Genomic DNA, 14,468 nt, shown 5'->3' on the forward strand with positions numbered 1-14,468 from the left:
TGCGCTGGTCCACCCGGCCGGAGTCGGTGATCACCACGAGCAGCAGCCGAGCCGGGGTCAGCGCGACCACTTCCAGGTGGCGCACCGTCGACGTGGACAGCGTCGGATACTGCACCACAGCGACCTGGCGAGTCAGCTGGGCCAGGGTGCGCACTGCGCGACGCAACACGTCGTCGAGGTCGACGCCGGACTCCAGGAACGACAAGATCGCCCGCCGCTCCGCCGACGACAGCGGTTTGACCTCTTCGATCCGGTCGACGAACTCGCGGTAGCCCTTCTCGGTGGGAACCCGCCCGGAGCTGGTGTGCGGCTGGGTGATGTAGCCTTCGGCCTCCAGCACCGCCATGTCATTGCGGACGGTGGCCGATGAGACGCCGAGGTTGTGCCGCTGCACCAACGTCTTCGAGCCGACCGGCTCCTTGCTGGCGACGAAGTCGGCGACGATGGCGCGCAGCACCTCGAAACGACGGTCGTCAGCCATTCCCACGCGGCCATTTTACGGCGGCTAATGTTGTCGACCGGGTTACATCAACGACACGCGCAACTTCGCCTGGAATATAGTGGGATAATGTCGTTATTCGGGGGGCCAGGGCTGGAGAACAGGAAGGCAACGCATGTCCGATTTCCCTTACACAGACCGCTTTACGGTCAACCGCGTGCTGCCCGAGAAGGGACGGTCACGTGACGACGTGCTCGCGGAACTGCGCACGATTGCCGCCGAGGAGGACCGCACCTGGGAGACCGGCCGGATCTCCGGCACAATGTACTGCGGCGACCACGAGCACTACCGTTTCCTCGACGAGGTCTTCGGTCTGTTCGCCCACGTGAATATTCTCCAGCGCGACATCTGCCCGTCGGCAACCAAATTCGAGGGCGAGGTGATCGCGATGGCGCTCGACCTGATGCACGCCGAGGCCGTCACCGGCTCCGAACCGGCCGGCATGATCACCACCGGCGGCACCGGCAGCATCATTCACGCGTTGCTGGCCTACCGCGACCACGCCGCCAAGCAGCCTCAAGGTAAAGGCACCACCAAGCCGAACTTCAAGCCGAACTTCATCAAACCCGAGACCGGCCATCCCGCCTTCGACAAGGGTTGTCACCTGTTCGGCATCGAGCTGCGCAAGGCGCCGATCGACCCGGAGAGCACCTTGGTGGACGTGGACTGGGTGGCCGATAACATCGACGAGAACACCATCGCCATCATGGGTTCGGCGCCTAACTACGGCTACGGCACCGTCGACCCCATCACCGAGCTGGGGCAGCTCGCCCTCGACCGCGGCGTGGGCCTGCACGTCGACGGTTGCCTCGGCGGGTTCGTGTTGCCGTTCGGCCAGGAACTCGGCTATGACATACCGGTTTTCGACTTCCGCGTCCCGGGCGTCACCAGCATCTCCGCCGACACCCACAAATACGGCTATGCGTTAAAAGGCTCCTCCACCTTGCTCTTCGCCGACAAGGCCTACCGCAACGCACAGTACTTCTACCTGCCGGACTGGACGGGCGGGAAGTACATGTCACCGGGGATCGAGGGATCCCGCTCGGGCGGCCTGGTCGCTTCCGCCTGGGCGTCGATGGTGCAGCTCGGCCGGGAGGGATACCGCACGTACGCCGAGGCGATCTTCGAAACCGCCTTCGCCATGCAGGATGTGGTGCGCTCGCATCCCGAGCTGAAGATCATCGGCAACCCGACGTTCTGCTTCAGCTTCCGCTCCGACGAATTCGACATCTACCACGTGGCCGACGCCATGAAGACCAAAGGCTGGCGGTTCAACGGCCAGCAGTACCCCAACGCGATCCACATGGCGGTCACCCGCCCGCAGACCCAGCCCGGTGTGGTGGCGGCCTTCGCGGCCGACCTCGACGACGCCGTCGAATACGCCCGCAAAAAAGACGCCGCCGGCGAGCCGACGGTCAGCGGCGCGGTGTACGGCGGCATTCCGGGCGGCCTGACCGCCGAAACGGCCCAGTTCATCGAGGGGTTCATGGAGCAGATGCTCGACACCCAGCAGTCGGTGCCGCCCATTTCATGAGCGGATCCCCTGCAGGGACTGCACCGACCGGCCGGGCAGAGCGGATTGTGCTCGCCGTCGACCAGGGCACCGGTGGCCCCAAGGTCGGATTCGTGTCGCTGGACGGGCAGGTGGTCTGGTCCGACCACATCGCCGTGGCAACCGATTACGGCGATGACGGTGCCGCCACGCAGGATGCCGAGCTGTGGTGGACGATCATCCGCGACGCCGTCCGACGGGGTCTTTCGGAGAGCGGCGTCACCGGCGCACAGGTGGTGGGCGTCTCCGTCACCGGGCAGTGGGCCAGCACGGTTCCGGTCGACGCCGACGGTGCGCCGGTGGGGCCGTGCCTGATGTGGATGGACAGCCGTGGTGGGCGGTACAGCCGCACGGCGTTCGCCGGACCCGTAGCAGGTTACCGGGCGCGGGTGGTGGCCACCTGGCTTCGCCGCAACGGCGGAGTGCCGTCGCGCAACGGTGACGACCCGGTCGGTCACCGACTGTATCTCCAGCACGGCGACCCTGCGGTCGCTGCGGCGGCAAACTGGTTTCTGGAGCCCGTCGACTACCTGACCATGCGCTTCACCGGCCGCGCTGCCGCGTCGCCCGCTTCGATGATGGGTTGCTGGCTGACCGACAATCGCAACCTGGCCGTGCTCGACTACGACGACACGCTGGTGCGGTTGTCCGGGGTCGACCGCGCGAAGCTGCCGCCGCTGGTGCCGACGGGGTCGATCATCGCCACGGTGATGCCCGCGGTGGCCGCCGAGCTTCACATCTCGCCGGACGCGCAGGTGGTCACCGGCACGCCCGACCTGCACAGCGCGACGGTGGGCTCCGGCGCGGTGCGCGAGCGTGAACTGCACATGCCGATCAGCACCACGTCATGGATCAGCTGCCCGCTTCCGATGAAGAAAACCGACGTGTTCCACCAGATGGCCACGATGCCGGGCCTGGACTCGTCGAGCTACCTACTGGTCAACAACCAGGACACGGCGGGCCGCAACCTGCAGTGGCTGCGCGACACCCTCTTCGCCGACCTCGACTACGACGAGCTCACTGCGCTGGCGGCCGCCGCGCCGGCGGGGTCGAACGGAGTGATTTTCACCCCGTGGCTCAAAGGAGAGCACTCCCCCGTCGACGACCGCAACGCCCGCGGCGGCTTCCACAACATATCGCTGGCCACCAGCAACGCCGACCTGGTGCGCGCGGTGCTGGAAGGGGTCGCCTACAACAGCCGCTGGCTGCTCGGCTACGTCGACCGGCTCGCGGAAAGCAGCAACCCGATCCGCATCGTCGGCGGAGGCGCGCGGTCGGATCTGTGGTGTCAGATCATCGCCGACGTGTGCGACCGCACCCTGGAGCGAGTGGCAGACCCGCTCAACGCGCAGCTGCGCGGCGCGGCGCTCTTCGCCGGCCTCGGTATGGGTGAAATCGACCGCCACGAGCTGCGCGACCTGATCCCCATTGACCGGGTCTTCGCACCGGCCGTCGCCCATCGGGGCGTCTACGACCGGCTTTTCGCAGAGTTCCCCAAGCTGTACAAGGCCCAGCAGGCGATCTTCGCCCGGCTGAACTCCCAGCGAAGCTAGCCTCTCCCAGTGCGAGCGTGCGTGTTCCCGGTCCGGACACGGAGTGTCGGACCGGGAACACGCACGCTCGCGCAGGAGCCGGGCTGCTCTGGCCTTTTCCATCTGCGCCGGCCCACCCGACCAGCGCCCAACGTGAAACTGTTGCGCTTTTTCGCCGGTTTTTTCGCAACCACTTCACGCTCGGCGCGGCTATCAGCTCCGGGGTACCAGGTACGGCGCCAGCGTGGCCAACTTCTCGCAGGTCTCCTCGAACTCGCGCTTTGGGCTGGATGCGTCGATGATGCCCGCCCCGGCCCGCAGCCAGGTAAACCCACCGCGTTCGTAGACCGCCCGCAGCGTCAGCGCGGCATCTAACCCGCCGTCGGGAGACAGCATCACCACCGCACCCGAATACAGCCCACGCGGGCACTCGTCGAGGCGCAGGATGGCATCGAAGGCCGCTGGCTTGGGAATCCCCGAGGCGGTCACCGCCGGGAACAGCGCCTCTAACGCGTCCATCCGGTTGCGCGACCGGTCCAGGCGTCCGCACACGGTCGAGCCCAAGTGCTGCACACTGCCCCGTTCACGCACCGTCATGAAATCGGTGACGGCTGCACTGCCCGGTTCGGCGACCGCGGCCACCTCGGCCATCGCGGCGCGCACGGAGATGGCATGCTCGACGATCTCCTTGGTGTCCGATTCCAGGTGCTCCCGGGCCCGCCGGTCGGTTGCCGGGTCGCGGACCAGTGCCCGGGTGCCGGCCAGCGGCTCGGTGAACACCACACCGTCGGGGGTCACCGCGACCACCAGCTCAGGGCTGTAACCCAGTGCCCGGATTTCACCGAGCCGCAACAGAAATGAGCGTGCCGGTGTATTGTTGCTCCGGCCCAGCCGATAGGTCGAGGGGAAGTCCAGGGCGAACGGCACGTCGACGCAGCGCGACAGAATCACCTTGCGGTAACGGCCGGCGGTGATCTCTTCCACCGCGGCCGACACCCGGCGCCGATAGTCGGCCCCGAAGCCCACGTCGACCGCACGCGGTGCGGGAAGGGTCGGCACGCCGTCGGCGAGCAACCGGTCCACCGCGGCGCGGTGGGAAGCTGCGGCGTCGAACAACCGGACCTCCTCCGCGGTGACCACGATGCGTGTGCGTGGCCAAAACAGCCGGGCGAGGGTGGTTCCCGGTGTCAGCCGGTGCTGCAGACCCAGGCGATACGCACCGAATTCGAAGGCGATCCAGCCGAAAACCTGGTCGGTCCCGCGCAGCAGCCGGTCCACCTCCTCCACCTCCTCACCCAGAACCAGCGCGGGCCGTCCCTGCCAGGGCCGGCACCGGGTCACGCCGTCGTAGCCGATGCGCAGTACGTCGCTGTCCAACGCGACCGCGGCGCGCTCACCGATCGCCAGGGTCCACGTCCCGGAACGCTCGTAGAGCAGGTACTCGTCGCCGTCGCGTTCCGGCAGTGCCGCAGCCAGCGCGGCCGCGAGGTCAGCGGGCTCCACACCGGCGGGCAACGGAATCGACACCGCGTTCTCGGAAACTGCTTCGCCGACCACAGGCACGGTTAGCAAGCCTAGCCTAACCTATCAATAAAGGAACACCGCCTCGTTCGCTCGGGCGCTGATGGGCAGGCTAGAGGGCGGGTGGTGGCCGTTCGTTCGGGTAGAAGGAGTACACGTTGGCAGTGCCCGCAGTCGGCTACCCAGATCAGACCCGGTACGCGTTCGCGTCCGGTGTCACCTGCGTGGCGACACCCGCCGGGGCGTTGCTGCTGAAACCACCCCGCAGTGAGAAGCTGGCCCGGCTGACCCAAGGTCAACGTCAGGCGTGCACAACCTTGAACCTGGGCCCGGCAACCGTTTCGGCGCTGTCGGCGCCCGCCGAGAGCGCCGAAACCCGTACGCTGCTCGATCAGCTGGCCGCGGGCGGCTGGCTGGCGATCACGGTCTGCGACAGCGGCACGCGATGGTATTCCATCCAGCCGTTCGGCGAACCCACACCAAAGCCACCGGCCACCACAACCACAGTGCTGTCGAAATTCGCTGTGCTGCATCGTGATGCAGCTGGGCTGGTGCTCGAACATCCGATGGCGTGGTGCGATCTGCGGATCCACGACCGGCGCCTGCTGCCGCTGCTCGATCAGCCGGGCGCAACCGACTCCGGTGTCCCGACCGCCGTCGCCGCCCGGTTCGTCGCGGACCTGTACCGGTGCGGCTTTGCGACCTGCGCCGGGAGCGAAGACCGCGAATTCGATTCGCTGAGCTGGAGCGCCCCGGAGCTGTGGTTCCACCGCCGCAGCACGCTCGGCGAACGCACCGTCACGTGGGAGCATTTCGGCCCGACTAAATGGGCCAGGGGCCGCTTCGCGCAGCCCCCCGCGCGCCGGCCGGACTATCCGGGTGAACCGGTCGCGCTGTCGGTTCCCGACCTGGCGGCCAGACGAACCGCGGACCCGACACTGACGGCCGTGTTGGAAGACCGGGTCTCGACGAGAACATTCAATGACGCTCACCCGCTCACCGTCGACCAGCTGGCCGAGTTGCTGTACCGCAGCGCGCGGACGCGGCAGACGCACTCCGTCTTCCCCGGCGAGGAATTGCTGTCGCGCCCCTACCCTTCCGGCGGCGGCATCTATGAACTCGAGCTGTACCCGGTGGTGCGCAACGTCGCGGGCCTTAAGCCGGGCATGTATCACTACGACTCTTTCGACCACGTGCTGCGCCCGGTGGCGAACGCGGATTCAGCGGCGGTTGGGCAGCTGGTGGCGCCGGCGTCGGCGACGCTGGCCGGGGGGGTCGAGCCTCAGTTGCTCATCGTCATGGCGGCGCGATGCCCCCGGATGATGTGGACCTACGAGCAGATCGGTTACGCGACCGTCCTCAAGGATGTCGGCGCCCTGATGCAGACGGTCTACCTGGCCGGTACCGCGATGGGCCTCGGCGTGTGCGCCCTAGGATTCGGCGACACCGCCGCGTTCGTCGCGGCCACCGGAGTCGACGAGCGGCAGGAGTGCAGCGTCGGCGCCATCATTGTCGGATCCGCGTCGGCTCCGCGGTCCCAGCCTGATCAGCCCTGCGCGAGCACCTCTTCGTCGGTCATCGCCGCAACCTCGAGGTAGATACGCGCGACCGCGGCCAGCCGCTCCGGTGTGCCATGCTGCGCCTCGCGCTGCTGCAACCGCTCGGCGAGGCTGGCCACGGTCCGGGTGGCGAACACATCATCGACCACAGCATCGTCGATCGCTAGCCAGTCGCGCACCAGCGCGATCACCTTGGTCGCGAGCACCGAATCACCGCCCATTGCGAAGAAGTCACGATGCGCACCGACCGAATCCGGGCCGGACAAGCCCAGCACCTCGGCGACGATCGCGGCCAGCGCAGCCTCCACCTCGTTGCGCGGGGCGCTGCGTTCGGTGTCTGCGGTGTGTCGGGTCTGCGCCTCCAACAGGGTGGCGACGGCGCGCCGGTCCAGCTTTGCGTTCGGGGTCAACGGGATCCGATCCCAAAACACGATCCGAGTGGGAAGCATGTAGCCCGGTAACCGATCCGCGACCGTAGCGATGACGGCGTCGCTGCTGGCGACCTCGTCTGGATTGCCGCTGATAGCGGCCACCAGCGTGGGCGCACCGGCGCCCGTCACAGCAGCGACCGCCTGACGCACCCCGGGTAGTGCACGCAGCGCGTTCTCGACCTCGCCCAGTTCGACCCGGTACCCGCGGATCTGCACCTGGTCGTCGGCCCGGCCCAGGAACTCGATGCTGCCGTCCGGGACGTAGCGGGCCATGTCGCCGGTGATGTACCAGCGCATCCCGTCATGCTCGACGAACCGCTGCGCTGTGAGCACCGGGTCGTTGCGATAACCCGCCGCGACACCGGGGCCGCCGACCCACAGCTCCCCGGGAACCCAGTCTGGGCAGTCGCGGCCGGACGGTGCGACGATCCGGCACCGCATGTTGCGCAACGGCACGCCGAACGGCACCGTCGCCCAGTGCGCCGGCGGCTCGCCGTCCACCTCGCAGATGGTGGCGTGAATCGCCGTCTCGGTAGCACCGCCCAGTCCGGCGAACCGGCAGCCGGGGGCCTGCTCGGCAAGCCTGCGGGCCAGGTCCGCGCCGACCCAGTCCCCGCCCAGCATGACGGTCCGCAGCGCGGGGCCGAGCTGGCCGGCGCCGGCGTCGAGGATCATCTCGAGAATGCTGGGCACGCAGTTGAGGATCGATACCCGGTGCCGGCGGAGCAGCTGCACCCAGGTGCCGGGCGCGGCTCGCTGTTGCGGCTCGACCGTAACCACCGATCCGCCGGCGGACAGCATGCCGAAGATGTCGTAGACCGACAGGTCGAATTCGAGCGCCGACAACCCAAGCGTTCGATCCGAGCTGCCGATGCCGAACCACTCGTTGACGGCGTCGATGGTGTTCATCGCCGCCCGGTGCGAGACCTCCACCCCCTTCGGCAGCCCGGTCGAGCCGGACGTGAAGATCAGGTAGGCGATGTCGTCGGTGTCGCCGAGCACCGGCGCCCGCAGCGGCGCACGATGCTGGCGCGCCGCATCGATGGACAGGCGCGGGATCTGCCCGCTGGCGCTCGGATCCTCCAGCGCGATCACCGCAGCGACGTCGGCGGTCCGCAGGATCTCGGCGCGTCGCGTATCCGGTTCGCCGACTCCGATCGGCACATAAGCGGCACCGGCCGCCAGCACCCCGAGCACGGCCAGCACCTGGTCGGCTCCGCTGGGTAATTGGACCGCGACCGCGTCGCCGCGGCCCACGCCGTGGTCGCGCAGCGCCCCGGCCACCGCCAGCGAGCCCGCGGCAAGCTCTCCGTAGCTGCACACCCCGGCCCGCTCACCCACCCCCCACACCACGGCCGGGGCATCCGGGTTGGCTGCGGCGTTGTCGAAGAAACCCTGATGCAGGCAACGCCCGCTGACCAGGCCCTCGGTGGCGTTGACCGCGGCACGTGTCAGCGCCTGGCCGACCGGCAGCTGCACCAGCGCCTGTGCCTCCCAGCCGGAATCGCATTCTGCCAGCCGGTCGACCGCGCTGGTGAACCTGGCGAACATCGCGTCGATCAGCCCAGGGGGGAACGCCGATTCGCGGACATCCCAGTTCACCAGCAGCCCGCCGCGAAATTCGGTGACCTGAGCGTCGAGCAACACCTGCGGGGCCTGCGAGACGATCCATACCGGCTCACCGAACGCGCCGATGACGTTGTCGGCGAACAGTTCACCGAGATCGAGGGCACTGGTGAACACCACTGGCGCCAGCACCGGTTCACCGCGGTACCTGCCCAGGTCGCGCAGCACGTCGAGGCCGGAGTAGGCGGCGTGTGCCGCACTGTCGTACATCCGTCGCTGGATCTCGCGGGCCCGGTCGGCCACCGACGCGTTCTCGGTGACGTCCACCTCCACCATGACAGACGACGTGAAGTCCCCGACCACCCGGTCGATGTCCGGGTGCACCGGTTCACGTTGGAACAGCGGGACATTGAGCAAGAACCTGCTCTGCGCCGACCAGCCGCCGACGGTGTCGGCGAAGATCGCCGCGACGGCCATCGCCGGTGTGACCGCGTGCGAGTGGGCGCTGGTGATCAGCCGCTGCCTGGCCCGCGGTCCCAGCCGGTGCTGATAACGCACGGTGCGTTGCGCGACACGGTCGCGGGCGGCCACCACCGGAAGTTGTGGTCCGCCGGGCAGCTCCGGCAGCCGCCGCTGCCACCAGCGGCGGCTTCGCTGGCGCGCGGCATCGTCGTCGCGGCGCTCGGTTCGGTATCGCCGGTAGCTGTAGCTTGACTGCGGCAACGTCGCTCCCCGGTACAGGTCGGCCAGATCGGCGACGAGCACCCGGTAGCTCATCGCGTCGGCGGCCAGCATGTCGACGTCGAGATGCAGCCGGCTTCTCTCCTGGGAGTTCTCCTGGTAGCAGGTCAGCGTGACGTCGATGACCTGTCCGTCTTCGACTCGCAGGCGCTGATGGGTTTTGGTGTCGCGAATGCGCGCCAGAGTTGACTCGACCGCCTTCTTCGGCTGCCCACGCAGGTCGACCACGGCGAACACCGGACGCTGTGGTGCGGACAGCCGTTGTTGGGTGCCATCGGGCAGGAACCGGGTCCGCAGCATCGCATGGGCGGCGACGAGGTCACCCACCGCTTGCTCGAGTCGGTCCGGATCGACTGGGCCGCTGTCGAATTCGACGTAGAGATGTGCTGCCACGCCGCCGAGTTCTTGTTCATCGGATCGGCCGATCCAGTAGGCGTGCTGCATGGGAGCCAGCGGGAACGGCGCATCCTCGCTGGCCGCGCCGGGAGGGTCCGTCTGGCTGGCCTGTGCCGCCGCGCCGGCCGGCTCCGCCGCGCTGAGTAGGCCGTGCCAGGCGCCGATGGTGGGCTCGGCAGCCAGTTGAGCGAAGGTGATGTCGGCGCCCTGTTTTCGCCAGCCGCCGGCCAGCGCGATGATGCGGATCGAGTTGAGGCCCAGCTGGATCAGATCGTCGTCGTCGGCGATGTCACCGGCGGCACAACCGAGCTGAGCCGCCACCGCCTGCCGGAGTTCGCCCGTGCCGATCCACTCACCCACGGCGCGACCGATCTGCTGCGTCCAGGCACGCCGCCAGCGCCGCGACCCCGCGCTCCCAGAGGTCAATCAAGGCAGCGATGTCGGCCGCGGTGAACAGCGCGTCGCTCCAGCGCACGTTGGTGACCAGTTGGGTGCCGTGCTCGGTACTGCCCACCAGCGCACCGATATGCAGGGCGAACCGCAGCGGCAGATCCGGCTCGGGGTCGTGCGGCAGCGCATCCAGGTAGCCGCCGGTGACCAGCGACCACGGTTGCCCGGTGAGACCACCCAGATCCAGCCGACCCAGGTAGCTGAACATGATCTGCGGGTCGGCCCGCAGCCCCGGGTCGCCCCTGACGTAGCGCAGCAGGCCGTAATCCAAGCCCCCGCACGGAATCGCGTTCAGCTCAGCCGTCACGCAGTCCAGCAGCCGCCGCGCGGCCGCCGGGTCGTTCTCCGCCTGGTCGACGTCGATCGCGGCACCTGCCGCGAGGCGCACCGGGAACACGGTGTTGAACCAGCCCACGGTGTTGGTGGTGTCGGTGTCCAGGACGTCGTCGGCGCGGCCGTGGCCTTCCAAGGCGACCAGGGTTCCCGTGGTCGAGTCCTGTGCTCGGGCCCGCCGCCAGCCGGCAATCGTCATCGCGGTCACCGTCAGCAGGAATTCGCGCACGCCGGTGCCCTCGTCGAGGCGGGCCAGCAGGCGCTCGGTCACCTCGACCGGGGTGGTCGCCGCGGTGACGCGCAGGCTCGACCAGGTGTCGGTCGCCGGGTCGGGGTGCCGAATGCCCAGCGGCGGGTCGGGGCCGCGTAGCTGGGCCGCCCAGTAGTCGCGCTGCGTCGCCACCTGCGCTGTCGCGGCCCGCTGCCACAACAGTTCCGACCACCGCCGGTACCCGGTGAACTCGGGCAGCAGTCGCGGTAGAGCACCCGATGTCACCGCACGCCACGCCTCGGCGACCTCGCCGAGCATGATGTGCCAGGAAACCACGTCGACCACCAGGTGGTGCGCGGCGATCAGCAGCACGTGGCCGCGTTCGCCCCCGGCCAGCCAGATCGCCCGCAGCATCGCGCCCCGGTGCGGGTCGATCGCGTCATTGGCGGTGCGTGCGCACCGCGTGATGGCCGAGGCGAATTCCGGGTCAGCCGGTGCCGGTGTCGACACCAGGGTCAACACGTCGGCGGCACGGACGACACCAGGTTGCCGCGTCACCATGCGCGGCCCTTGGGGCGTGTCGACCAGGATGGAACGCAAAGTGTCGTGTCCGTCGATCAGCAGCTGCAGCACCGACTCGACCGACGATGGGTCGGCGTCGTCGGGCAACCGGAGCAGAACCGTATGGGTGAACCGGCGATAGCTGCCGTACTCGAACAGCCAGGACGCCACCGGAAGTGGCGGCACTGCGCCGTAATCCGCGCAGACCTCGGTGTCCTCCGAGCCGGCGGCGCACTCGACGGCGTCGGCGCACTCGACGGCGGCGGCGAGTCTGCGGATGGTCGGCGAGGTCACCACCATCCGCGGGCTGACGGCCAGGCCCCGGCGACGCGCCCGGTGCGCCACCGAGATGGCGACGATGCTGTCCACGCCGAGTGAGAAGAAGTCGGCGTCGATCTGCGGCGTCACGCCGTTGAACTGCTCGGCGAACACTTCGCTGAGTACCCGTTCGGTGTCCGTGCCGGCAGTGCCGGCAGTGCCGGCACCGGACCCCGTGGCCGGCCTGAGTGCTTCTTCGGCCAGCTTGCCCAGCACCTCGGCGTCCAGTTTTCCGTTGGCGTTCACCGGCAGACGGGCCAGCGCGACGATCCGGGCGGGAACCAGGTACGGGGGCAGCACTTCGGTCAGCGCGGCGCGCAACGCCACCGGGTCGCCGTCGGTATGCCAGACCACGAACCCCACCAGGGCCGCTCCCCCCGCGCGGCGCAGCACCGACACCGCCGCGTCGGCCACCGCCGGGTGTTCGCGCAGTGCGGCCTCGATCTCGGTGATCTCGACGCGATAACCGCGCAGTTTGACCTGGCTGTCGACGCGGCCCAGGTAACCGAACCCGCCGTGCGGCAACCTGCGGACCAGATCCCCGGTGCGGTACATGCGCTGGCCGGGGCGCAGCGGGTCGGCGACGTAGCGGGTAGCGGTCAGGGCGGGTTTGTCGACGTAGCCGCGGGTGAGCTGCACCCCGAACAGGTACAGCTCGCCCACCACGCCGGTGGGCACCATCCGCAACGCTGAATCAAGCACGTAGCCAACGGTTCCGGCATTGGCGGTACCGATCGTCGGCGTCGAGTACTGGTCGACCTGGGCCACCACCGCCTCGACCGTCGTTTCGGTGGGCCCGTAGCAGTTGTAGACGGCGATTCGCGAGGTCGTCCAGAGCGCACCCAGCTGCTCCCACAGCGCGGCGTCGATCGCCTCCCCGCCCAGCGCCAGCACCGACAGCGGCTGCCTCAGCAGACCGGCGGTGCGCAGTTGCCCGAACATCGACGGGGTGGTGTCGAGCATGTCGATGCGTTCCGCGGCGATCCCGGCCACCAACAGGTCGGCGTCGCGCATCTCCTCCGCGTCGAACACGTGCAGCGCGTGGCCGTCGAGCAGGCCGATCATCGGCTGCCATGACGCGTCGAAACTCAACACCCAGGCGTGCGCGATGCGCAGCGGCCGGCCCAGCCGCGCCGACACCGGTCGGTACACCCGCTCACGATGGTCGGCGAAGTAGCCGAGCAGCGCGGCGTTGGTGCCAACCACCCCTTTGGGCTCACCCGTCGAGCCGGACGTGAAGACGACGTAGGCGGCCTGCTGCCGATGGCGCAGCACCGCGGGTGCGACGGCCGGGCGGCGTGCGATGCGCTCGGCTACCGCCGCGTCGTCGATGACCAGCGCGGGCACACCGAGCCCGGTCATACCGGGGCAGCCGGTCTCGGTCATGACCAACGCCGGATCGGCTTGGCGCAGCATCGATGCGATGCGTGCCGCGGGCAGACTCGCATCGACGGGCAGGTAGGCGCCACCGGCGGCGAAGACGGCCAGGATCGCGACGATAGCTCGCGGGGATCTCGGCAATGCCAGTGCCACAACGGTTTCCGACCCCACGGCGTGTGCGGCAAGCTCACCGGCCAGTCGGCACGCCTGGGCGTGCAGTTCGGCGTAGGTGTAGCGCTCGCCGGCGCGGGCGCTGAGCGCATCGGCATCCGGGGTGGCATGAGCCTGCCGCTCGAAGACCTCCCACACCGTGGCATCCGGGCCCGGTGTCAACGGCGTGGCCAGACCGGCGAGCTCGGTGCGTTCGGATGCGGTGAGGATGTCCAGCGCGTCGGGTGATCGCCCGGCGATGTCGGGCAGTTGGCGCAGCACACCGAGCACCCGCTCCCCGATCTGCTCGGCCGGCAGGTGCGGCAGCATCGCCGCAACGGCCTCGACGACCACCAGCAGCGCGTCACCGTGCAGGTGGGAGACCACGGTCAGCGGGTAGTGCGTCAGGCTTTCCATCCCCACCGGGGTGAAACGGGTTCCGTCGGGTTCGCTGACCGGGTGGATCGCGTCCTCGATGGGTGCGTTCTCGAACACGAACAGGGTGTCGAACAGCGGCCCGCGGCCGTGTTCGCGCTGCAGTTCCGCCAGGCTGAGATATCCGATGCCGCGCATCTCCGACAGCTCACGCTGCAGTTGCCGGCACTGCTCGACCACCGGCGAGGTGGTCAGCCGGTGCACGACCGGCACCGCGTTGATGAACAGGCCGACCATGCGCGCCGCGCCGGCCAGGCCCTCCGGTCGGCCGGACACGATGGTGCCGAACACGACGTCGCGGCGGTCGGCGATGGCACCGAGGACGACGGCCCAGGCGAACAGCGCCACGGTGCTCAGCGTCAGGCCGCTGCCGGCCGCCCAGGTCCGCAGCCGCGCCGTCTCGGCGGCCGACAGCAGCAGTTGCGCCTTCACCGGAACGCCGTCCCCGGCGACGGCGGCGCTGCTGCTGCTGTCGGCCACCATCAGCGGCTCGGACACCGCTTGCAGATACTCCCGCCACCTGGCGACCGCGGCCGCTGTGTCCTGCTCGGCCAGCCAGCCGATGTAGTCGCGGTAGGGACGCGCCGGAGGCAGGCCAGCCGATGACCCGCCCGCCCGGTACACCGCGAGCATTTCGGTGAAGAACACCGCTAACGCCCAGCCGTCCACCAGGATGTGGTGGGCGGTGACGATCATCCGTCGCCTAGTCTCCCCCGGCACGGTGAGCAGCACGACCCGCAGCGCCGGGCCGCGGCTCAGGTCGAACGGCCGGCGCCGCTCCGATCGGCAGATAGCGTCGAATTCGGTGGGCGCCGCGATCCGTTCCGACCACG

General features: G+C 69.0%; 6 protein-coding genes and 1 pseudogene. 3 read left to right on the forward strand and 4 right to left on the reverse strand.

Annotation, left to right across the window (positions count from 1 at the left end; translation table 11 throughout):
- Positions 1–487 (reverse strand): HrcA family transcriptional regulator (locus AC2VOP_RS21725; protein ID WP_486962887.1); only part of this gene is annotated, 487 nt, incomplete at its 3' end.
- A 127-nt stretch (positions 488–614) separates the two neighbouring features.
- Between AC2VOP_RS21725 and AC2VOP_RS21730 the strand changes: the two genes are divergently transcribed.
- Entirely contained in the window at positions 615–2,033 is a 1,419-nt protein-coding gene (locus AC2VOP_RS21730; protein WP_486962888.1) for a pyridoxal phosphate-dependent decarboxylase family protein, read from the forward strand.
- Positions 2,030–3,604, forward strand: coding sequence for a xylulokinase (locus AC2VOP_RS21735; protein WP_486962889.1), 1,575 nt, complete (start codon positions 2,030–2,032; stop codon positions 3,602–3,604). The genes AC2VOP_RS21730 and AC2VOP_RS21735 overlap by 4 nt, the downstream gene beginning before the upstream one ends.
- 192 nt (positions 3,605–3,796) lie before the next feature.
- On the opposite strand, the gene AC2VOP_RS21740 is transcribed toward AC2VOP_RS21735, so the two are convergent.
- Complete coding sequence (locus AC2VOP_RS21740) at positions 3,797–5,155, reverse strand: salicylate synthase (protein WP_486962890.1); 1,359 nt, start codon at positions 5,153–5,155, stop codon at positions 3,797–3,799.
- 113 nt (positions 5,156–5,268) lie between these two features.
- Here AC2VOP_RS21740 and AC2VOP_RS21745 point away from each other — a divergent pair.
- Positions 5,269–6,633, forward strand: a pseudogene (locus AC2VOP_RS21745) (SagB family peptide dehydrogenase); the annotation flags it as partial.
- Between the two features lie 17 nt (positions 6,634–6,650).
- Here AC2VOP_RS21745 and AC2VOP_RS21750 read toward each other — a convergent pair.
- Together AC2VOP_RS21750 and AC2VOP_RS21755 are read right to left on the reverse strand one after the other, a co-directional pair.
- Positions 6,651–10,157, reverse strand: coding sequence for a non-ribosomal peptide synthetase (locus AC2VOP_RS21750; protein WP_486962891.1), 3,507 nt, complete (start codon positions 10,155–10,157; stop codon positions 6,651–6,653).
- A partial coding sequence (locus tag AC2VOP_RS21755; protein ID WP_486962892.1) for an amino acid adenylation domain-containing protein occupies positions 10,150–14,468 on the reverse strand: 4,319 nt, incomplete at its 5' end. The genes AC2VOP_RS21750 and AC2VOP_RS21755, both read right to left, overlap by 8 nt.

This window comes from Mycobacterium sp. TH-M106 (assembly GCF_057473765.1).

What these genes read in the sequence shown, in the direction of transcription:
- AC2VOP_RS21730 (WP_486962888.1), top strand. Translation starts at nt 615, where the DNA reads ATGTCCGATTTCCCTTACACAGACCGCTTTACGGTCAACCGCGTGCTG.
- AC2VOP_RS21735 (WP_486962889.1), top strand. Translation starts at nt 2,030, where the DNA reads ATGAGCGGATCCCCTGCAGGGACTGCACCGACCGGCCGGGCAGAGCGG.